Raw genomic sequence first — 19,134 nt, 5'->3', positions numbered from 1 at the left:
CCGGCGCCCACCTACACGGCCCCGCCGCCCTGTTCGACCCCCAGTTCGACAACGTCTTCCCGCTGCCGGCCCGCGACGACGAAGGGGCGGCCTGATGCACACCACTGCGCCCGCCTACCCGATCAGCCGACCCGGCCGCGGCAGCAGCGACAGCCGGTTCACCGTCGGGCTGGCCCTCGACGTCGCCGCCGTGCTGGCCCGCCACGGCTACCCACCGCTGACCTGCGGCGCCGACCTGCTGCGCCTGCAACAGGCTCTGTTCACTCTCATCTACCAGGAGCAATCGTGACCGTCATCGACGCCGCCCTGCACGCCAGCCTCCGCACGCTGAAGCTGTCCGGCATGCTGGAAACCCTCGACGCCCGCCTCACCCAGGCCCACGCCGGCCAGCTCGGACACCTGGACTTCCTGCAAGTCCTCTGCCAGGACGAGATCACCCGCCGGGAGACCATGTCCATGCACCGCAGGCTGCGCCGCGCCCACTTCGACGAGCAGACCACCCTGGAAGGCTTCGACTTCGCCGCCAGCCCGAAACTGCCCACCGCACAGATCCGCGACCTCGCCGCCCTGCGCTGGCTCCACAGCGGCGAGTCGGTCCTGCTGCACGGCCCGGTCGGCGTTGGCAAAACCCATGTGGCGCAAGCCCTCGGGCACCTCGCCATCCGCCAAGGCGCCGAGGTCCGCTTCAACAAGACCAGCCGCGTCCTGGCCCACCTCGCCGGCGGCCACGCCGACCGCACCTGGCCCAAACGCCTCGCCGAACTCACCCGACCCCACCTACTGATCCTGGATAACTTCGCGATGCGCGAGCACACCCCGCAGCAGGCCGACGACCTCTACGAACTGATCTCCGAGCGAGCCCAGGCCGACCGATCGCTGATCACCACGTCCCAACCGCAACCCACCCGACTGGTATCCGCTGTTTCCCAACCCGGTCGTCGCCGAGTCCCTGCTCGACCGGCTCATCAACACCAGCCACCAGGTCTTCATGAACGGCCCCAGCTACCGGCCAAACAAACACCCTGGGCGCGCCGTCCCCCAGGCCACCAAGAACCCGAAGTAGCGAAGTAGCGTCATCCCACAGGGCCAGCACCGGGGGAACTGCGTGATCGCAGCCCGGGGGAATTACTCGATCGCCCACAGCCGAAGCGGTTGGTCGGTCGCTGCCACCGGGCGATGGACGGCTGCCCCTCGACGAGCAGCGGACGCACGGGGAGGCGTTCCAGCGGCTGGACGCGTTCGAGACGGCGCTGCGGCAGGCCGCGTCGCTCGGTGCGGACCTGGTCCAGCTCACCGCCGACGGGCTGGCTCGCGGCACGATCCGGCCAGGCGGGGAGTCGCGGTGAGGCCAGACCTCCAGGAACTCGGGTCGGCAGGGTGGCACGGCTACCGTGGGCGCACCCTGTAGGTCAGGTGCGTCACCCGCGACGACGGCTCCGAACGGATCGGCTCCAGCGCGATTCTGGAGGCGTCCACGCCGTCGAACAGGCGGGTGCCGGCGCCGAAAAGCACCGGTGAGAGCGCGATCGAGAACTCGTCGACCAGGCCGGCGTTCAGGTGCTGCAGGATCGTCTCGCTGCCGCCGGCGATGCGGACGTCCCGGTCGCCGGCGGCCTCGCGGGCCTGGCCCAGCGCGCTGTGGATGCCGTCGTTCACGAAGTGGAACGTGGTCCCGCCCGGCCGTTCCCAGGGGTCGCGCTGCTGGTGCGTGACGACGAACACGGGGGTGTGGAAGGGGGCCTCCTCCGGCCATGCCTGCTCGCCGAGGTCGAACATGCGCTTGCCCATGACGCTCGCGCCGGTGCGCTCGAACGTCTCCCGGGCGATGTCGTTGTCGCGCCCTTCCTCGCCGCCTTCGCCCAGGTGGAGGTTCTCCCGGAAGAACCGCTGCGGGAAGATCCACGCCTGTAGTTCCGTCCACTGTGCTATCCAGCGGTCCAGTCTCGGGTCCTGCTCCCGTTGCTCGGGCGTGGCGAGAATGCCTTCCATTGACTCGGGCGCGCTGTAGCCGTCCAGCGACATCGACACGCTGAAGAACACCTTCCCGGCCATCAGCGGTCCTCCCCCTCTTCCTTCTTCGGGGCGATTTCGGTGACGTAGGCCGCCAGGTTGCTCAGCGTCTGCTCGCCGCCCTCGATCGCGTGGTACTGCTGCACGGCCTGGTCGCGCAGTTGTTTGGTGGGGAAGACCGTGCGCATCACGATCCGGGTCGCGGTGCCGTGCGGCGCGAAGGCCAGGGTCGACTCGAAGGCGTTCGGGTCGTCGCGGGACTCACCGTGCAGCAGCGCGATCCGCTCCGGTGGGACGATCTCGGTCCAGGTGATCCACTCGGAGTAGTCGGTGCCGTCCGGCCCGTGCATCACGAAGTCCCAGACTCCGCCCTCGCGGAACTCGAAGGACCGTGTGGTGGTCGTGAACCCCTCCGGACCCCACCACCGCGACAGGTGCCGGACCTCGGTGAACGCCTCGAACACCAGCTCCCGTGGGGCGTCGATGACCCGGGAGATCACGATCTCCCGGTCGGCCGTCGCCGGCTTCGTCCGCGTTTCCTGCCTTGCCTCTGCCATCGGTCATTCCTCCTGCCGTGTCTGCTTGAGGTCCCGCACGTAGGTGTCCAGCCGGTCGAAACTCTCGTTCCAGAACCGCTCGAATCCGCCGACCCACTCGTGGATCGGCCGCAGCCCGCGGGCATCCAGGCCGTAGAGGCGCTGCTTGCCCGCCCCGCGGACCCGCACCAGCCCCACCTCCCGGAGCACCCGCAGGTGCTTGGACGCCCGCGGCTGGCTCATCCCCAACTCCTGGGCCAGGTCGGTCACCGGCCGCTCACCCGCCCGCAGCAGCGCCAGGATGTCCCGGCGCTGCGGCTCGGCGATCGCGTTGAACGCGTCCGACGTCGTCGCTGCTCGTGCCACGGCAGCCATCGTATTCCCATAACGGAATACGTCAAGCCGGGAGCCCGCCGCCGCCCGGTCTCGGGCAGGCGTCACCGGCGGGTGCGCAGCTCCCGCAACGCGAGCCGGGCGTCGTCGGCCTCCGGCCGGTCGAGGTCGTCCAGGATCGTCACGGCCTCCTCCAGGGATCGGGCCGCCGCGTCGACGTCGCCGAGCGTGCGCTGGCTCCGGGAGAGTTGGACGAGCGTCTCCGCCTCGCAGAGCCGGTCGCCGCCCTCCCGGTGCAGGGAAAGCGCCCGGCGGCAGCGGTCGATCGCCCGCACCGGGTCACCCAGCTGCTCGTGAATGACGCTGAGGCTGTCCAGGGTCGAGGCCTTGCCGTAGCGATCGCCTGTCCTCTGTTGCAGTGTCAGCGCCTCCTCGCACGTCACCAGCCCCGCGTCGGGTTCACCCAGCCGGGCTTGGCACCAGCCGACCGCGTTCAACGCGATGGCCTCGCCGTTCACGTCGGCAATGCCACGGAAGATGGCGAGGGCCCGGAGCGCCTGTGTGTGCGCCGGCGCGAGGTCGCCCCGCATCTCGTAGATCTGCCCCAGCGAAAGGTGCCCGTGCGCCTCGCCGGCCCGGTCGCCGAACTCGATGAACAGCGCCAGCGCCTGGCACAGGTGCTCATGCGCGTCCTCGAAGCGACCGAGTTCGCGGTAGGCCCGGGCCAAGCCGCGGTGCGCCCAGGCGAGTTCGAGGCGGTCGCCGAGGCGTTCGACGGCGCGCAACGCCACGAGCCTGGTCTCGGCCCATTCGTTCAGCCGTCCGCTGCGGGGAAGGTAGCCGCCGAGCGCCCACGCGAGCTGGACCGCGTGCTCGTCCAGCCCGGCGTCCACCGCCGCGCTCAGGGCGGCCTTCAACACCTGGCGCTCGGTCGCCAACCAGGCCAGCGCCTGCCCGGTGTCGCCGGGATTCTCGGGTGTCACGCCGACCGGCCGTTCGGATCCCCCCGGTTGTGGCCTCGGTGGGTGGGGGCGATGCGGATTGAGCTGATGACTCGCCGTCAGCGCGCTGTGCAGGTAGTGGTCGAACATCCGCCCGGTCGCGTCCGCACGCTCCGGCGCCCGCTCCTCGGCCTCGACGAGCTCCATCGCGTACGCGCGAAGCAGGTCGTGGAACGCGTACCGGGCCTGGGTGTTCTCGGTCAGCAGGTGCAGGCGGGACAGCTCGGCCAGCGCCACCCGGGCCTGCGCCGCGGTGACTCCGGCGATGCTCGCGGCCGCCGCAGTCGACACCTCCGGACCCGGATGGAGGCCGAGCAGCCGGAACATCCGCGCCGCCCGGGCGGTGAGCGTCCGGTAGGAACAGGCGAACACCGCGCGCAGGTCGGTCGCCAGGTCGCCGCCGGCCAGCGCGTCCAGGCGGTGCGGTGGTTCAGCCAGTTCGGCGGCGAGCGCCGCCAGCGGGAAGGCGGGGCGGGCGGCCGCCCTGGCCGCGACGATGCCGAGCGCGAGCGGCAGCCGTCCACATCGGTCGATGATCTCGGCGACGGCCCGCGGTTCGGCCGCGGCCCGGGCCCGGCCGAGGCGGCGGGACAGCAGTTGGTGCGCCTCGTCCGGCGGCATCACATCCAGCGTGAGCAGCTGCGCCCCGTCGTACGCGACGAGCCCGGTCGGCTCGTTGCGGCTGGTGACCACGACGACGCAGCCGGGCGTACCGGGAAGCAGCGGTCGGACCTGATCGGCGTCACGGCTGTTGTCCAGCACGATGAGCATCCGCCGCCCGGCCAGCCGGCTCCGATACAGCGCCGCCTGCGCCTGCGGATCCGTCGGTATCCGGGCCGGCGACACCCCCAACGCGGACAAGAAGCCGTTCAGGACCTCCGGATCCGTCGGTATCCGGGCCGGCGACACCCCCAACGCGGACAAGAAGCCGTTCAGGACCTCGCCCGGTGCGATCGGCGGGTTGGCGAGATCGAACCCGCGCAGGTCCGCGTAGAGCTGCCCGTCGCCGAAGCGGTCCACCGCCCGGTGCGCCCAATGCAGGGTAAGGGCGGTCTTGCCCACTCCGGCAGGCCCCGCGATGGCCAGGATGACCAGGTCGGCCGCCTTGGTGGTATCGGAGACGAAGCCGTTCATGCGGGCGAGGATGTCCGCCCGGCCGGTGAACGATCCGGCTCCGGCGGGAAGCTGCCGCGGTGCGGGCGGGGCCGGCCGGACGGGTTCGTCGAGCGGCAGCTCACCGGCCAGAATCCGCCGGTGCACCTGCTGAACCGCGGGGCCGGGCTGCACCCCAACTCGTCGGCCAACGCTCGGTACAGGCGCTGATAGGCGGCCAACGCGTCCGCCTGGCGGCCGCAACCTGCCCGTCACGCGTCCACTTTGCCGCCTCGCCGCACAACCGGGAAGCCGGCGAGAACGCGGATCAGAAGAGCGTCAGGGGTTCGATCGGCTCGGGCTCGGGTAACGGCTCCAGGTCGGGTAGGCGCGCTCGTACGTCGTCGTGGAAGCGGCGGGCGAGCATCGGCGCATCGGCGTTGTCCGGTGTGTGGATGAAGACGGTCGGCGAGCGGCCTTCGCGCAGCCAGTCGACGGTGGCGTCGACCCAGTGCCGCCATCCCTCGACCGTCCGTTCGGGGTTGTCGCGGCCGAGGTAGCGGACGACGGGCCGGTCGGTCAGCGCGAGCGTACGCAGCGGCGCGCGCGGCTTCTTGGTCCACGCGTCCCGCTCCGCGTCGCTGGTGGGAGGGCTTCGGAAGAAGGCGGTCGTGTCGAAGGGAACCCACTCGGCGGCCATGCCGGCGAGCACCTTTTCGAGCAGGTCTGCCGACCGGGGGTCGTCGAAGAAGGCGTGGTGGCGGACCTCCACGGCGTACCGGTACGTGCCGGGGAGGCGGCGCAGGAAGCGGGCGAGCGCGGGGACGTCGGAGGGCGCGAACGATGGGGGCAGCTGGATCCAGAGGGCGTGGGCCCGCGGGCCGAGCGGCTCGATCGCGTGTAGGAAGCCACGGACCTCCTCGTCGACGTCGGTGAGGCGGCGCTCGTGCGTGATGAGCTTCGGCAGCTTGACCACGAACCGGAAGTCGGGGTCGATCTGCCGTGCCCACGATGCCACGGTCGCTCGCTCCGGCGTGGCATAGAACGTCGTGTTGCCCTCGACCGCGTTGCACCACCCGGCGTAGGAGCGCAGACGCTCGCTGGGCGGCAGCGCGTGCGGGAGGAACCGCCCCTGCCAGGACTTGAGCGTCCACATCGCGCATCCGACATGCAGGCGCATGGCTACGCCCCTTCTCCGTGTTTCGCCAGCGGCGCCAACGGTAGTGCCCGCGATTTTCGCCGGGCCCGGGGCGGCCGGCGCCCGGGTTCGGTCTCCACCGGCCGGGCGGCGGCCGGAGCAGGAGTTGTTAAATAGTTACGTAGTTACGTAGTATCTGGGCATGGATCTTGCCGAACGCCTTGCGGACGTCGAACGTCGCCTCGCGGTGCTCGAGAGGGCGGACAGCGCGGCGCGCTCGGCCCCGGAGCCGACCGATTCCGACTTCTGGGCGCTGGAGGGGTTGAAGGCGAAGCTGGCCGAGGGCGAGGTCGCCGCTGGCGGTGTGCTGTTCACCGGGGCGGTCCGGCTGCCCACGAACGAGCGGTACGAGTGGCAGTACGGCCAGGTGGCGGAGACGCTCCTCGACGAGGACTGGTCGGATGCCGCTGAATCCCTGGCGGCGCTGGGCCAACCCGTACGGATGCGACTGCTCCGCGAGATCCTCCGCGGGTGCCGTACGGTCGCGGATCTCGCCGCCGTCGAAGGGGTCGGCACGACCGGTCAGATCTACCACCATCTGCGCCAGTTGACCGCCGCCGGCTGGTTGCGCACCGGCGGCCGGGGCCGCTACGAGGTTCCGCCCGGCCGGGTGATCCCGCTGCTGGTGGTACTGGCGGCGGCCCGGCCCTGAACCGACCCACCCGATACCGACCAACACGACCCGCGCGGGGGTTACCTGTGCAGAAGACGCTCATGATTGCGTATCGCTGGTGCTGGATCGCGTTCATCGCGCAACTGGTGGCCGGCTTTTTCGTGGACTTCTCCTGGCTGTGGGGGTTGATCCCGCTGGGACTGGCGATCGTCCTGCAGGCCGTGGTGAACCGGCGGCTCGCCCTGCAATTGCGGCGGGGCACCCGGGGCGCCGTTGAGGTCGACCCGCCCGTCGGCGGCCGTTGGTCCGCCCTGCACAGCCCCGCTGACCGGGTGCCCAGCCACGGCACGCACGGATACGGGCAGACTTACGCCATCGACATCGTGGCGGAGCCGGAGGACCGGGCCAGGCCGCGCTTCGGGTGGTGGCCCATCGTGCGCGGCAACCGTGACTTCCCGGCCTTCGGTTCCCCGGTCTGGGCCGTCGCCCACGCCACCGTCGTCCGCGCGGTCGACCGCCACCGCGACCACCTCAGCCGCAACTCGTTCCCGGCGCTGTTCTACCTGATCGTCGAGGGACTGCTCCGCGACATGGCCGGCCCGGGCCTGGTCGTTGGCAACCGCGTCATCCTCGACCTCGGCGACGGCACGTACGCCCTGTACGCCCACCTCCAGCGCGGGTCGCTGGCCGTCCGCGAGGGTGACCGGGTACGACCCGGCCAGCTGCTGGCCCGCTGCGGCAACACGGGCAACTCCAGCGAGCCGCACGTGCACTTCCAGTTGATGGACAGCCCGGATCTGGACGTGGCCCGCGGGATCCCGTTCACCTGGCGAGGGCTCGGCGTGCCCCGCAACGGTGACGTCTTCGCGATCGACGAGAGCGACCAGAGCGACCAGGGCGACGAGGGCGACGAGGGACTGACCGAGCGCCGGCCGGCGACGGGTGCGTAGGGGCCGCCCGCGAGATCCGAGCCACCGCTCTGGATTTGATCAAGATAGGGGCGTTGGCTATGGTCCGCGCTCGTGAAGAGTTCTCGCGTTGCCACCGCCGTACTGATCTGTGCCGCCCTGATGCCGCTCGCCGCCTGCACCGAAGAGGGCACGATCACGGAGCAGGCCGCGCCGTCCGTCTCGGCGCCCCTCCCCGCCCCGTCCGCGCCGCCCTCGTCGGCCGCGGCGCAAACCGCCCGCGGCGCGAGCGACAAGGAACTCTGCCAGTCGGCGAAGAAGGCGGGGGACGAGATGAAGGCGGCGCTCGTCGCCGCCCTGAAGGCCGGCAAGGACCCGTCGCCGGCCCTGTTCAGGAAGATCCTGACCGAGCTGACCGAGAAGGTGACCACGGTGGCCGCCACCGGGGTCGACGGCAAGGTGGTCACCGCCATGAATCAGTTCGGTGTGGAGGCCGCCAAGGCCGCCGCGGCCGCGGACCCGGCCGAGGCCGCCGACAACCCCGCCTTCGAGAAGGCCGGCAAGGACCTCGCCGCCGCCTGCAAGGCGGCCGGCGTCACCGTCACCTTCTGACGGGGTGTCGCGGCGCGGCTGTGGTCACCCGGCTTTGTGCTCGGGCAGGTCGCTGGGCGCCTCGCGGAGCCGGCAGAGTACCACGCCGACCAGCCGGTCGATCGGGAACGGGCCGGCGGCGCGCGAATCGTAGCTGGCCTGCGGGTTGTCGCCCAGCAGGTAGGCGGTGCCCGGCGCCAGCGTCCCGCGCAGGCCCTCGTCGCCGAGGCCCGGCCCGTCGTCCGGTCGCAGGGCGGCGACCCGCTTCACCAGCCAATGCTGACCCGCCACCTGGACCGGGCCGGTGGCCCCGTCGGAGGGGCCCTGCGGCAGCGCGATGACGAGCCGGCCGGGCCGCAGACCACGGCCCGTCGTGCGCCGAACGAGCACAACATCGCCCTGGTTGAGGGTCGGTCGCATGCTCTGGCCCTCGACGGTCACCCGCACCAGGTACCGCCGTGCCCACCACAGCGCGGCGCCGACCACCGCGATCGGCAGGGCTGTCAGTAGTAGCGCCATGGGACCTCCTGCCACCGGCACACGCGCCGCACCGGGGTGGCCGGTTGATCGTACGGAGGGGGCTGCGGCGGGTGTCCGGACACCCGCCGCAGACCGGTTAGCAGGTGCCAACCACAATGCACCCGGTGTCCTGCGGGCAGCCCAGTGCCATCGGGTTGCAGCAGTAGAACGGGTCGCACCAGGTGCAGCGCCGCGAGTAGCGGAGCCCGCCCTTGCAATAGCACATGCTCCACGCGTACCAGGTGGTGCAGGTCGCCGCGGCCGCGGTCCGCTGCGGAACGAAACGCTCCAGCAGCCGGTCGGCCATCCTTGCGATCTTTGACATCCTTTCACCTCCTTCGATGCTCGACGGGACAGGGACAGTCGTGACGGCGCCGGCCGGCCTACCGCTGCGCCGAGGTGTCGTCGTGGCTGGCTTCCCGCTCCGTACGGTCGCGGTAGCCGTCCGCTTGGCGGTGGAACAGGCGGGCGTAGTCACCGCCGGTGGCGATGAGGTCGTCGTGGCTGCCCCGCTCGACCACGGCGCCGTCGCGCAGCACGACCAGCAGGTCCGCGTCGCGGACGGTGTTGAGCCGGTGGGAGATCAGGAGACTGGTCCGCCCGGACCGATAGCGGCGGGTCTGCCGGTGCAGGTCGGCCTCGGCGTCCGGGTCCAGACCGGCGCTCGGCTCGTCGAGAATCATCAGGTCCCGGCCGGCCCGGAAGAACGCCCGGGCCAGCGCGATCCGCTGCCACTGCCCGCCGGAGAGGACCACCCCGGTGGTCGACCCGGCCTCGTCCTCGCCGCCCTGCTCGCCGAGGAACATCCGGGTCAGCAGGGTGTCGTAGCCGCGGGGGAGCGCGCTGAGCGTGTCGTCCATCCGGGCCAGGGCGGCCGCGGCGCGCAGCCGGTCGAGGTCGTCGTGACCGGCGCCGCCGCTGCCGGCATCGCCGATTCCGATGTTGTCGCGGGCGGACAGGTCATAGGCCATGTAGTCCTGGAAGACCCCGCTGACGCGGCTGCGCAACTCCTCCGGGCGCACGTCGCGCAGGTCGACACCGTCCCAGAGGATGGCGCCGCGGTCCGGGTCGTAGAACCGGCAGAGCAGCTTCACCAGCGTGCTCTTGCCCGCCCCGTTCAGGCCGACCAGCCCCACCGCCCGGCCGGCCGGGATCACCAGGTCGACCCCCTTGAGTACCCAGGGGTGTTCCGCGCTGTAGCGGAACCACACGTCGCGGAACTCGATCCCGTGCCGCAGCGGTGGAAGGCTGGCGGGCGTGGCGGCGAGCGGCAGGTCGGGCCCGGCCCGCACCACCGACAGGTAGTGTCCGAACTGGAGCGCCCCGTGGTGGGCGGCGGCGACCGCGATCACCAGCGACCCGAGCGCTCCCTGGGTGGCGGCGACCGCGCTGACCAGCAGGGTGACGTCCCCGGCGGTCAGCCGTCCCGACACGGCGGCGCTGATGGCCCAGATCAGCCCGCCGCCGGCGACCGCGGCGCCGATCGTCGCCAGCAGGCCCTCGATGACCAGCGCCCGGCGGTCCATCCGGCGCCGCAGCGCCGTCGCGCCACGCAGTTGACCCATCATCCGGTCCCGGAGGAACCCGCCGCTGCCGAAGAGCCGGATCTCCTTGGCCGCGTTCACGTTGGCCAGCAGGTCGCTGTACATGAACTGCCAGCGCTCGAGCGGGCTGAGTCGCCACAGCATCCCGGCGCGCCACCGTGACTCGCGCAGGTGGATCACGAGGGCGGGCACGGCCGTCAGCACCACGATCGCCGTCAGCGCCGGGCTGATGACCAGCAGGGCGCCGACGAACCCGACCAGGGTGAGCGAGGCGCGGGCCGCGCTGAACATGTCGGTCACCGTGCTGCCGGCGGCCGTGCTGCCCTGCTGGGCCAGTCGCAGCCGGTCCAGGAACCGCGGGTCCTCGAACGGCCGCAGCCCGGGCAGCCGGGCGACCGAAGCGAACAGCCGCTCGGTGGTCAGTACCACGAGGCGCCGGCCGATCTCGCCACCCAGGTAGCTGGAGCCGGCCGGTAGCACCGCCGTGGCCACTCCCGCGCCGGCGAGGGCGACGGCCAGTCCCACCAGGCGTGTCGTCGTCGCGGTGCCGTCCGGCGCGCCGGTCAACCCGTCGATGATCAGCTTGGTCAGCCAGGCCGCGGCGACCGGCACCATGGCCGCCGCGACCATCATCAGTACGTAGGCCGCCAGGTGCCAGCGGGCGGAGCGCCAGGCGATCGCGGTCAGGGCCCGGGCCGCCTCCACGAGCCGCCTCGGCGACCCGGCGCCCGCCGGGTACGGATCGGCGCCCCCGCCGTGTGGGCCGCTGCCGCCGGTCATGCCGCGGCGGCGTCCACCGTCGGCACGGGCCCGATGGCGCTCATCGTCGTGCCGCCCGCGGCCACCGTGCCGTCCGCGCCGAGAAGGTAGATCGTCGGGTACGCGGCCAGCTTGAACGCGGACTTCATCGCCCCGTCCGGCCCCTCCAGCACGACCTGCGCGACCGGCGTGAGCCGCTCGACGTACTCGGTCGCCTCGCCCGCGCTGCCGTCGATGACGGCCAGCACGTCCACCCCGGGCAGCGCCTGCGCGTACTCGACGAAGCGGGGCAGTTCGATGGCGCATGGCTCGCAGCCCGGCGAGAAGAACCCGATGAGCACCGGCCCGGTGAACCCCGAGGGGGACACCGTCTGCCCGGTGGTGGTCGTGGCCGTGAAGTCCTTCGGCGCCTCGCCGACCGCGACATTGACCGGGCTCGCCTGCTGCGGCAGGTTGCCGAGGAGCTTGGTGTGCTCCCGGAGCCGGCGGATGATCCCGAAGGCCAGGAGAAGGTTCAGCAGGCACAGCAATCCGACGACGACCACGGCGGCCGCGAGGTAGACCATCTAGAGACTCCTTGTTTCCGATGGCCGCACGCGGGACGTGAGGCCGACGAACAGCAGTAACCCGCTCCCGATCACGCCGGCCACGAAGCGACCACAATGGACATAGTGACGACGACGAGTGGCGCAACGGCCAACGCCGGCGCGAACGGGACCGCGGCCGGGACGGCCAGCGAGCGGGCGCGGCAGGCGCCCAGGACGTACCGCACGGCCTCCCCCGAATCAGCCGACGCTCGTTGCATACGCAAAGTTCCGGTACCACGCCATCGAGCCGCGATCCCGGAGCCGGCATGATCATAAATGACGGGAGTCCGTTGTGCTGCCCCGTCGCGGCCGGCTTCCGCGCACCCCCGAGCCGGCAACCGGCGCCCGCCTCGGTGGCGGTCGTCGATCCGCAGCCCTGCCTCAGCGACCTGCGATCAGGCGGCGGCGCGGAACTCCGCGTACCGCTCCTCGAGCCGCGTCGGGTCCGGCCGGTCCCGGTGGGAGCGTGGCACGAAGATCGCGGACTCGTGCATCGCCTGCAACCCGTGTCGCAGCATCGGTCCGTCGATCTCGATCAGGATGTCCTCGCGGACCTCGACGACCCGGTCGGGCCGGATGCCGATGATGTTGGCGTCATAGGCGGCGTGGTGGATCTTGCACATCGCCAGGCCGTTCGGTACGACGGGCTCTCCCCGGCGGTGATGGTCCGGAAGGATATGAGCGGCATCCAGCAGGGGAGCGTGCCGGAGGCGGCACAGCGCGCAGCGGGACTCGTAGGCCCGGAGCACCTTCGGCCGGAAGATGGCTTGGTGCAGGCGGTGCAGGGTGAGGCGCCGTGCGTAGCGGCGGTCCACCGCGGCACCATCCGCGGCCACGGGCGGCTCGGCGCCGAGGTCCACCGCGAACTCGTGCCGTTCCCGATCCTCCTGCACCAGATACACCGGATAGAGCGCCTGGTAGACGCCGCGAGCCACGGGAACGAAGTAGGCCAGCGGCGCGGCGCATGGCCTCGCGCAGCGCCTGGTTGTCGGCGTGGTCGGGGTCCGTGCCGCGCCACTTGTAGTACACGCTTCCGTCGGCGGCGACCCGGTCCTCGTACGGCGCCTCACCACCGTCGGGGGTGAATGTGGTCCGGATGGTGAGCGCGGCGGACAGCCCAGCCGGTTTGCGGATACCCGGCTGGACACGGTGGTGTCGGGCGAGACCCTCGCCGCGTCGGTGCCGCACGTGCTCGGCAAGGACGCCTACGCCCCCGGGGCGGCATACGCCTACTACAACTGGATGACCCCCGCCGAGTTCGACGGCTTCGTCGGCTACCTGGACAGCCAGGGCGTCTCCATCGGCAAGCCGGGTACCGACGGGCCACTGGTGCTCGCCAAGCAGTCGGCGGCCAAGGCGCGTTCCCTCCAGGCCGACGTCAACCCGATGAACAACTGGTCGAAAGTGACGGTCAAGGTCACCGGCAAGAACGGCGCCGATCTCGCCGCGATCGGGGACGCGCTCACCGGAAAGGCGGGCGAGGTGGTTACCGCCACCATCGGCGTCCGCAACAACGGCCCGGCGTCGCTCGACTTCGGCCGTAGCGATTCGGTGATCACGAAGATCGATGTCACCGTTCCGCCGGGCACCACCGCCGTGGCGGTTCCGGAGGACTGCATGCCGCTGGAGGGGGACCAGGGGGACTGGAGGCATGCCGGTAAGCCGGGTGCCGAGGTGTACCGCTGCTACCCGGGCACGTACATCGCCGTCGGCGAGGAGCAGACCGTGCGGATCGGGTTCCGGATCGACAAGGTCCTACCCAACGCCACCGGCGAGGTGACCATCAACGCCAAGTGCGAGTGTGAAGGCTTCACCGCGGACACCAATCCGGCCAATGACACCGCGAAGCTCGTCGTGAACGCGGTGCCGGGCGGTGGGGACGGTGGTCAGGGCGGCGGCGGCACCCTGCCGCTCACCGGTAGCTCGACCGCGCTGATCGCCGGCATCGGCGGCCTGCTGCTCGCGGCCGGCGCGGCCGGAATCATCATCACCCGCCGGCGCCGCACCCGCTTCATCGCCTGACCGGCGGTCCGGACAACGGCAACTGCCGGGTGCCCGCCGACTGCCACTGTCGGCGGGCACCCGGCGAGGCGCCCGGTGTAGGGTTGCCCCTCGTGTCAGAGGCATCGACCGCACGCGAACGAGCCGCCGAACTCGAACGGGAAGCCGTGACGTATCCGGAGGACCGTGGCGAGATTTTCCTGGAGGCGGCCGAGGAGTGGAAGCGGGCCGGTGAGCCGGAGCGCGCCGTCGCGCTGTGGCGCGAGGTGATCTCGGCCGGGGGCGACGACGCGGGCTACGCCCGGTACAACTGGGCCGAGATGTGCTTCGAGCAGGGCCGGGATGCGCAGGCGTGGGAGCACCTACGCGCGCTCGAAGACGCCGCGGATGCTGGCGTCGCCGGATTGGTCGCCGAGTTGCTGGCCGAGCGGGGTGATGACGAGGCCGCGCTGCGGTGGTTCGATCGGGGTATCGGCGCACTGGGCGACGATGAGGTGGCGGCCACCGGTACGTCCGGCGCCGCGCCGTCGATACACGCGCCGCTGTTCTTCGGCCGGCAGGCCTGCCGGCGCCGCTTGGGGCTGCCGGTGGACCGGTGGGACCGGGTCGCGGAGGTCGCCGACCGGAACCGCGTCGACTTCGTCCGGCGGCTGGAACGCACCGTGAGCATCGTCCGGCCCCCGCTGTCCGCGGATGCGACCACCATGCTGGTGTGGCAGCGCGCGGAGCGGGAGCGTGCCGCCGCCCGGTGGCCGTCGGTGTTTCGCGTCGAGACGGACCATCATCAGCAGGTGGAGCGGCGGCTGCGGGACGTGTGCGAGGAGCACGGACTGACGAAGGTCACGCTGGTTCTCGGCTCGGCCGATGGGTTCGCCGCCTACCTGGAGACCGAAGGGGGCGACCCGGCGGAGGAGGGGGTCCGCCTCGCGTATGCCGAGCGGGCGAAAGAGCAGGGCCGACGGCTGGTGTGGCCGCCGGGGCGGAACGAGTCCTGCTGGTGCGGTTCGGCCCGGAAATACAAGAAGTGCTGCGGCGATCCCCGGTCGGTGTCCTGATCGCACCGGAGGCGGTCATCCGGCGGAACGTCCGCCCGGATCTCCTGGCGCTCATTTCGGCGCGGCGGGCTGGCGGGTTGGGTCGCCGGCGATCGGGGTATTGGCAGGACGACAGGCGCGCCCCCCGCCGAAGGAGGTCTGTCATGGGTATCGGTGCGAGCATTTTCCTGATCGCGGTCGGTGCGATCCTCACCTTCGCGCTCAACGTCACCGTCGGTGGCATCAACCTCGACATCGTGGGCTGGATCCTGATGGCCGTCGGCGCTCTGGGGCTCATCATGACGGCGCTGATCTGGGGGCGGCGCCGCACGGCGGTGACGAACCGCCCGGGCGACTACCGGACGGTCGACCAGACCATTGAGGAACGCCGCGACGGCCCGCCCCTGTGAGCCCCGGCGCTGATCCCGCGGATCACCTGAGACTCGCGGCGCGTCCGGCCGGCTCCGGCTCGCCGATCCGCACCAGGTGGCAGCCGGCCCGCCGCTGCGCGGTCACCGTCAGGTGCAGCACCCGCCCGGCCCGGACCAGCACCGCCATGGTGTCGTTGTCCGCGATGTAGAAGCCCCGTTTGCCCTGCCGCCGCTGGGAGCCGGCGGCCAGCACCGCGGCCCGCCAGGCCGCCGCCGCCAGGTCGTCGCGGTGCCGCCGCCGGCGCGGCGCGAGGTAGCGGCCCGGCGGGTCGGACAGCAGCGCGAGCCCGGTCCGCCAGCTGTCGTGCAGGACCGGTACGAGCGCCGCCTGGTCGTCCGGGGCGAGTGAGATCTGGTAGATGGGGCGTTGCTCGCGGATTCCGGTGCGGGCGACCCGGGGCGTGGCGGGGCAGCCGAGCCGGTGCAGCAGGGCCACCAGGCGGTCGGCGGCCTCGTGCCGGCTGAATTCGACCAGCACCCCGGCGGGGCGGTGGACCTGGGGTGCGCGGGTGGGGCCGCCCCGGCCGGTCCCCGGCTGGGCGCACCTCATCAGCATGGTGGCCTCGAACGCGGCGGTGACCTGGTGATGGAAGTCCGGCGGCGCCGACGCCGCCCGGACCGGCAGTACCTGGGTCACGCCCGCCCCACCTTCGCCGGTGGCACGCTCATCGTCCGCTTCCTTCCCTCGACCGCTGCCTGCTGGACCTCTGTCCCTTTCGATCGCCTCGGGTGCCGCGAGCGGAGCGGGCGGCATCCGGTTGTCAGGGTGACCCGCCGCACCGGCCGCTGCCGCCGCCGCGACCACCGCTTGAGGGAAACTTGCGGGAACCGCCATGCTTGGCCACGAACGGTGCCGGCACCGGCAGGTCGGGAGGCGGGCGTGACGGGTATGCACAAGGTGGGGCGGGCGGGTCGCCGGCGGTGGCGCGTCCCGGCCCGGTTCCTTGCGGCCGCCGGCCTGGTGGCCGTCCTGCTGGCGAACCACCCGGTGTCCGGCCCGCCGGGGGATGCCTCGCAGGCCCGGCTGCGGATCGCCACCGGCAGCCCCGGCGCCGTTTACTACGCGTACGGGCAGGCCATCGCGAACCTGATCCGCGCGGACCTGCCGGGGGTGGCGCCCGAGGTGCTGGTCACCGCGGCCTCGGCCGAGAACGCCCGCCTGCTGACCGGCGGCGGCGCCGAGGTCGGGTTCATCCAGGCGGATGTCGCCGCCGCCTACCGGGCCGGCAGCCCGCTGCCGCTGGCCGCCGTGGCCCGCCTGTACGACGACTACCTGCACCTGGTGGTGCGCGTCAACGGCGGCGTGACGCAACTGGGCGACCTGCGGGGCGCCCGGGTGTCGCTGGGCCCGGCGGGCTCGGGCACCGAGGTGACCGCCCGGCGGCTGCTGCGCGTGGCGGGGATGGCCCCGGACGACTTCACCCTGCGCCCGCTCGACCTGGAGCCGGCCACCGCCGCCCTGCGGGAGGGCAGCATCGACGCGTTCTTCTTCTCCGGCGGCCTGCCGGTGGCGGCGGTCTCCCGGCTCGCCGCCGACCTGCCGATCCGGCTGGTGGACCTGGGCCACTGGGTGACCGGGCTACGCGCGGCGTACGGCGAGTCCTACGTCACGCGGGAGGTGCCCGCCTCGGTCTACGGCATCGAGCGGGTGGCCACCGTCGCGATACCGAACTACCTCGTGGTACCCGCGACGATGCCCGAGGGGCAGGCGTTCGCGCTGACCAGGCTGCTGATCGAGCACCGGGACCTGCTGGGCCGGGCGCACCCGGCCGCGCAGCGGCTCAACCGCCGGGTGGCGATCAGCACGTACCCCCTGCCGCTGCACCCCGGCGCCGCCCGCTACTACCGGGAAAGCAAAATCTAGGCGGGCGGGTCCCCGACCGGGGCGGGCGGCTCGGCGGCGGGTGGCTTGGCGGCGGGTGGCTTGGCGGCGGGCAGCCAGAGGCGCGCGTCCAGCCCGTGCGGCCGGACCGGCAGCAGGTCCAGCCGGCCGCCGGACGCCTCCATCAGCGCCGCGACGATCGGCAGGCCGAGGCCGGCGCCCTCGACGTTCTGGCTGGTCGGTGCCCGCCAGAACCGCTCCGGTGCCCGGGCCCGCCGCTCGTCGCTCAGGCCGGGGCCGTCGTCGATGACGTGCACGTCCGCGCCGCCGTCGGCGGGCCGCACCGACACCCGCACCCGGGCACCCGCGTCGGCGAACTTCAGCGCGTTGTCGATCAGCGCGTCCAGCGCCTGGTCGAGCCCGGTGGTCACGACGCGGACCCACACCGGCGGGGCGGGGTCGGCGGCCAGCCCGATCCGCCGCTGGGCCGCGAGCGGCTGCCAGGCCGCGACCCGGGCGGCAACCGTCGCGCTGGCGTCCACCACCGCCAGCCGGTGCTGGCCCCGCTCGGTGCGGGCCAGGGCCAGCAGCCCGTCCAGCACGTCGCCCAGCCGTTCGGTCTCCTCCAGCGCCAGCCGGTGCTCCTGCGCCGCCGCCTGGCTGGTCAGTTCCTCGCCCAGATCCTCGACCCGCAGCCGCAGCGCGGTCAGCGGGTTGCGCAACTGGTGGCTGGCCTGCGCGACGAAGGCGCGTTGTCGCTCCAGGGCGTCGGTGACGGTGTCCGCCATCTCGTTGAACGCGACCGTCAACCGTTGCAGCTCGGGCGGGCCGAGACCGGGCGGCACCCGGGCGCCGTAGTTGCCGGCGGTGATCCGGTGCACGGTGGCGTCCAGTTCTACGACCGGCTTGAGCGTCCACCGGGCCAGGATGGACGCGACCGCGATGCCGGCGACCACCGCGAGCATCCCGACGGCGAGCAGCTTGAGCCAGCTGACCCGGACCGCGGCGCGCAGCCGGTCCGTGGGCGAGACCGTGACGACGGCCCCGAGCACTTCCCCGCCGCTGCCGACCGGGCTGGCGACCACCAGCGTCCGGTTCCCCCACGGCCAGACGGTGCCCTCGCCGCCGACCTGCTCCCCGGCGAGCGCCCGCTCGATGGCCCGCGGGACCTGTGGCCCCGCGCCCTCGCGCAGCGGGTCGAAGTCCGGCCGGGAGGTGAGTACCGCGTGCCGGTCCACGTCGATGACGATCGCGGCGATGTCGTACAGCTCGTCGTAGCGCAGCAGTTCGCCGCGGATGTCGGCGGTGTCCCCGGTGCGCAGGGCCGGCTCGGCCAGGGTGGCGAACCGGCTGGCGTCGGCCAGCCGGTCGACCGTCATGCGTTCGGTGTCCCGGTTCGCGAGCGAGATCGCCAGCGGCACCTCCAGCGCGGCGAGCACCAGCAGGAGCAGCAGGACGTAGATGGCGGCCAGTCGTTGCCGCATGGCGGGCCGGCTACCCCACCCGCAGCCGGTAGCCGACGCCGCGCACGGTCTGCACCAGGCCGGGGTCGTTGAGCTTGGCGCGCAGGGACGCGACGTGCACCTCGAGCGTGTGGCCGGCGGCCCAGGTGGTCTGCCAGATGTCCAGCAGCAGCCGGTCCCGGGGCACGACCGCGCCCGTCTGCCGGGCCAGCGCCATCAGCAGGTCGAACTCCTTGCGGGTCAGGCTGACCTCCCGGTCGGCCAGCCAGACCCGCCGGGCGTTGACCTCGATGCGCAGCGGGCCCGCCGCGAGGGTCTCCTCGTTGCGCGGGGCGCGGGCCGCCCGGCGCATCACGGCCTCGATCCGGGCCTGCAACTCGGCCATCGAGAACGGCTTGACCACGTAGTCGTCGGCGCCGGCCCGGAGCCCGGCGACCCGGTCCCGCTCCTCGCCGCGGGCGGTCACCGCGATGATCGCCACGTGCTTGTCGTGCCGGCGGATCTGCCGGCACACGTCCAGGCCGTCCCGGTCGGGCAGGTTCAGGTCGAGCAGGACGAGGTCGACCGGGCCGGCCTCGATCGCCTCCGCCGCCGTCGTCGCCTGGGTGACGGAGTGGCCGCGGCGGCGCAGGGCGGTGGACAGCGCCGAAGCGACCCGCAGGTTGTCCTCGATGAGAAGCACCCGCACCCGC

At 72.4% G+C, this 19,134-nt stretch carries 23 protein-coding genes; 9 read left to right on the top strand and 14 right to left on the bottom strand.

The annotated features are described in order from the left end of the window. Positions 1-94: 94 nt before the first annotated feature. A complete protein-coding gene (locus KJS59_RS23785; protein WP_213455192.1) occupies positions 95-289 on the top strand; it encodes a hypothetical protein in 195 nt (64 codons plus the stop codon). Beyond that, complete coding sequence (locus KJS59_RS23780; protein ID WP_283775867.1) at positions 286-1,071, top strand: ATP-binding protein; 786 nt, start codon at positions 286-288, stop codon at positions 1,069-1,071. Before KJS59_RS23785 ends, KJS59_RS23780 begins: the two co-directional genes overlap by 4 nt. Before the next feature lie 315 nt (positions 1,072-1,386). Here KJS59_RS23780 and KJS59_RS23775 read toward each other — a convergent pair whose 3' ends face one another. The 5 genes from KJS59_RS23775 to KJS59_RS23750 form a co-directional block, all read right to left on the bottom strand. Next, positions 1,387-2,052: a dihydrofolate reductase family protein gene (locus KJS59_RS23775; protein ID WP_213455191.1), complete on the bottom strand. Its 666-nt coding sequence runs from the start codon at positions 2,050-2,052 to the stop codon at positions 1,387-1,389. After that, positions 2,052-2,567, bottom strand: coding sequence for an SRPBCC family protein (locus KJS59_RS23770; RefSeq protein ID WP_213455190.1), 516 nt, complete (start codon positions 2,565-2,567; stop codon positions 2,052-2,054). The genes KJS59_RS23775 and KJS59_RS23770 overlap by 1 nt, the downstream gene beginning before the upstream one ends. Before the next feature lie 3 nt (positions 2,568-2,570). Beyond that, entirely contained in the window at positions 2,571-2,912 is a 342-nt protein-coding gene (locus KJS59_RS23765; protein ID WP_213455189.1) for an ArsR/SmtB family transcription factor, read from the bottom strand. A 71-nt stretch (positions 2,913-2,983) separates the two neighbouring features. After that, the gene (locus tag KJS59_RS23760; RefSeq protein WP_249714791.1) at positions 2,984-5,140 is read right to left on the bottom strand and encodes a tetratricopeptide repeat protein; all 2,157 of its coding nucleotides are present in this window, start codon (positions 5,138-5,140) and stop codon (positions 2,984-2,986) included. Positions 5,141-5,300: 160 nt separating this feature from the next. Next, entirely contained in the window at positions 5,301-6,128 is an 828-nt protein-coding gene (locus KJS59_RS23750) for a DUF72 domain-containing protein (protein WP_213455194.1), read from the bottom strand. Between the two features lie 184 nt (positions 6,129-6,312). Here KJS59_RS23750 and KJS59_RS23745 point away from each other — a divergent pair, with 184 nt between their 5' ends. The 3 genes from KJS59_RS23745 to KJS59_RS23735 all read left to right on the top strand — a co-directional run bounded on the left by KJS59_RS23745 (position 6,313) and on the right by KJS59_RS23735 (position 8,303). Beyond that, positions 6,313-6,822 (top strand): ArsR/SmtB family transcription factor, encoded by a 510-nt coding sequence (locus tag KJS59_RS23745; RefSeq protein WP_213455186.1) that lies wholly within the window; start codon positions 6,313-6,315, stop codon positions 6,820-6,822. Between the two features lie 62 nt (positions 6,823-6,884). Continuing rightward, positions 6,885-7,733, top strand: coding sequence for a M23 family metallopeptidase (locus tag KJS59_RS23740; protein WP_213455185.1), 849 nt, complete (start codon positions 6,885-6,887; stop codon positions 7,731-7,733). A 72-nt stretch (positions 7,734-7,805) separates the two neighbouring features. After that, positions 7,806-8,303: a hypothetical protein gene (locus KJS59_RS23735; protein WP_213455184.1), complete on the top strand. Its 498-nt coding sequence runs from the start codon at positions 7,806-7,808 to the stop codon at positions 8,301-8,303. A gap of 24 nt (positions 8,304-8,327) precedes the next feature. On the opposite strand, the gene KJS59_RS23730 is transcribed toward KJS59_RS23735, so the two are convergent. From KJS59_RS23730 to KJS59_RS23710, 6 genes are all read right to left on the bottom strand, one after another. Next, on the bottom strand, positions 8,328-8,801 hold the full coding sequence (locus KJS59_RS23730; RefSeq protein ID WP_213455183.1) for a S26 family signal peptidase: 474 nt from the start codon (positions 8,799-8,801) through the stop codon (positions 8,328-8,330). 97 nt (positions 8,802-8,898) lie between these two features. Then, the gene (locus KJS59_RS23725) at positions 8,899-9,126 is read right to left on the bottom strand and encodes a hypothetical protein (protein WP_213455182.1); all 228 of its coding nucleotides are present in this window, start codon (positions 9,124-9,126) and stop codon (positions 8,899-8,901) included. Between the two features lie 58 nt (positions 9,127-9,184). Next, positions 9,185-11,125: an ABC transporter ATP-binding protein gene (locus tag KJS59_RS23720; protein ID WP_213455181.1), complete on the bottom strand. Its 1,941-nt coding sequence runs from the start codon at positions 11,123-11,125 to the stop codon at positions 9,185-9,187. Continuing rightward, positions 11,122-11,670, bottom strand: a complete 549-nt coding sequence (locus KJS59_RS23715; protein ID WP_213455180.1) for a TlpA family protein disulfide reductase — start codon at positions 11,668-11,670, stop codon at positions 11,122-11,124. Before KJS59_RS23715 ends, KJS59_RS23720 begins: the two co-directional genes overlap by 4 nt. A gap of 71 nt (positions 11,671-11,741) precedes the next feature. After that, the gene (locus KJS59_RS31880; RefSeq protein ID WP_283775866.1) at positions 11,742-11,876 is read right to left on the bottom strand and encodes a hypothetical protein; all 135 of its coding nucleotides are present in this window, start codon (positions 11,874-11,876) and stop codon (positions 11,742-11,744) included. Between the two features lie 210 nt (positions 11,877-12,086). After that, positions 12,087-12,626, bottom strand: coding sequence for an HNH endonuclease (locus KJS59_RS23710; RefSeq protein ID WP_213455179.1), 540 nt, complete (start codon positions 12,624-12,626; stop codon positions 12,087-12,089). A 217-nt stretch (positions 12,627-12,843) separates the two neighbouring features. On the opposite strand from KJS59_RS23710, the gene KJS59_RS23705 reads away from it, so the two are divergent. From KJS59_RS23705 to KJS59_RS23695, 3 genes are all read left to right on the top strand, one after another. After that, positions 12,844-13,713 carry an LPXTG cell wall anchor domain-containing protein gene (locus KJS59_RS23705; RefSeq protein WP_213455178.1) on the top strand — a complete coding sequence of 290 codons (870 nt, stop codon included), beginning with the start codon at positions 12,844-12,846 and terminating at the stop codon, positions 13,711-13,713. Between the two features lie 92 nt (positions 13,714-13,805). After that, positions 13,806-14,747, top strand: coding sequence for an SEC-C metal-binding domain-containing protein (locus tag KJS59_RS23700; RefSeq protein ID WP_213455177.1), 942 nt, complete (start codon positions 13,806-13,808; stop codon positions 14,745-14,747). 143 nt (positions 14,748-14,890) lie between these two features. Beyond that, positions 14,891-15,136, top strand: coding sequence for a DUF6458 family protein (locus tag KJS59_RS23695; RefSeq protein ID WP_213455176.1), 246 nt, complete (start codon positions 14,891-14,893; stop codon positions 15,134-15,136). Between the two features lie 22 nt (positions 15,137-15,158). Here the strand turns inward: KJS59_RS23695 and KJS59_RS23690 are convergent, their stop codons facing one another. Further along, positions 15,159-15,794 (bottom strand): hypothetical protein, encoded by a 636-nt coding sequence (locus KJS59_RS23690; RefSeq protein ID WP_213455175.1) that lies wholly within the window; start codon positions 15,792-15,794, stop codon positions 15,159-15,161. A gap of 252 nt (positions 15,795-16,046) precedes the next feature. Between KJS59_RS23690 and KJS59_RS23685 the strand changes: the two genes are divergently transcribed. Continuing rightward, complete coding sequence (locus KJS59_RS23685; protein ID WP_213455193.1) at positions 16,047-17,021, top strand: TAXI family TRAP transporter solute-binding subunit; 975 nt, start codon at positions 16,047-16,049, stop codon at positions 17,019-17,021. Here KJS59_RS23685 and KJS59_RS23680 read toward each other — a convergent pair. Next, positions 17,018-18,463, bottom strand: a complete 1,446-nt coding sequence (locus tag KJS59_RS23680; protein ID WP_213455174.1) for a sensor histidine kinase — start codon at positions 18,461-18,463, stop codon at positions 17,018-17,020. The two genes, KJS59_RS23685 and KJS59_RS23680, sit on opposite strands and share 4 nt — an antisense overlap. 10 nt (positions 18,464-18,473) lie before the next feature. After that, entirely contained in the window at positions 18,474-19,130 is a 657-nt protein-coding gene (locus tag KJS59_RS23675) for a response regulator transcription factor (protein WP_213455173.1), read from the bottom strand. Positions 19,131-19,134 lie beyond the last annotated feature (4 nt).

The sequence above is a fragment of the Rhizomonospora bruguierae genome (assembly GCF_018397995.1).
In the GTDB taxonomy this organism is placed as follows: Bacteria; Actinomycetota; Actinomycetes; order Mycobacteriales; family Micromonosporaceae; genus Rhizomonospora; species Rhizomonospora bruguierae.
This window is presented reverse-complemented; position numbering and strand designations above follow the sequence as displayed.

Bases quoted from the DNA above. Each gene is read 5' to 3' on its own strand.
- KJS59_RS23785 (WP_213455192.1), top strand. From the start codon at position 95: ATGCACACCACTGCGCCCGCCTACCCGATCAGCCGACCCGGCCGCGGC.
- KJS59_RS23775 (WP_213455191.1), bottom strand. From the start codon at position 2,052: ATGGCCGGGAAGGTGTTCTTCAGCGTGTCGATGTCGCTGGACGGCTAC.
- KJS59_RS23770 (WP_213455190.1), bottom strand. From the start codon at position 2,567: ATGGCAGAGGCAAGGCAGGAAACGCGGACGAAGCCGGCGACGGCCGAC.
- KJS59_RS23750 (WP_213455194.1), bottom strand. From the start codon at position 6,128: ATGTGGACGCTCAAGTCCTGGCAGGGGCGGTTCCTCCCGCACGCGCTG.
- KJS59_RS23745 (WP_213455186.1), top strand. From the start codon at position 6,313: ATGGATCTTGCCGAACGCCTTGCGGACGTCGAACGTCGCCTCGCGGTG.
- KJS59_RS23740 (WP_213455185.1), top strand. From the start codon at position 6,885: ATGATTGCGTATCGCTGGTGCTGGATCGCGTTCATCGCGCAACTGGTG.
- KJS59_RS23730 (WP_213455183.1), bottom strand. From the start codon at position 8,801: ATGGCGCTACTACTGACAGCCCTGCCGATCGCGGTGGTCGGCGCCGCG.
- KJS59_RS23725 (WP_213455182.1), bottom strand. From the start codon at position 9,126: ATGTCAAAGATCGCAAGGATGGCCGACCGGCTGCTGGAGCGTTTCGTT.
- KJS59_RS23720 (WP_213455181.1), bottom strand. From the start codon at position 11,125: ATGACCGGCGGCAGCGGCCCACACGGCGGGGGCGCCGATCCGTACCCG.
- KJS59_RS23715 (WP_213455180.1), bottom strand. From the start codon at position 11,670: ATGGTCTACCTCGCGGCCGCCGTGGTCGTCGTCGGATTGCTGTGCCTG.
- KJS59_RS23695 (WP_213455176.1), top strand. From the start codon at position 14,891: ATGGGTATCGGTGCGAGCATTTTCCTGATCGCGGTCGGTGCGATCCTC.
- KJS59_RS23685 (WP_213455193.1), top strand. From the start codon at position 16,047: ATGCACAAGGTGGGGCGGGCGGGTCGCCGGCGGTGGCGCGTCCCGGCC.
- KJS59_RS23680 (WP_213455174.1), bottom strand. From the start codon at position 18,463: ATGCGGCAACGACTGGCCGCCATCTACGTCCTGCTGCTCCTGCTGGTG.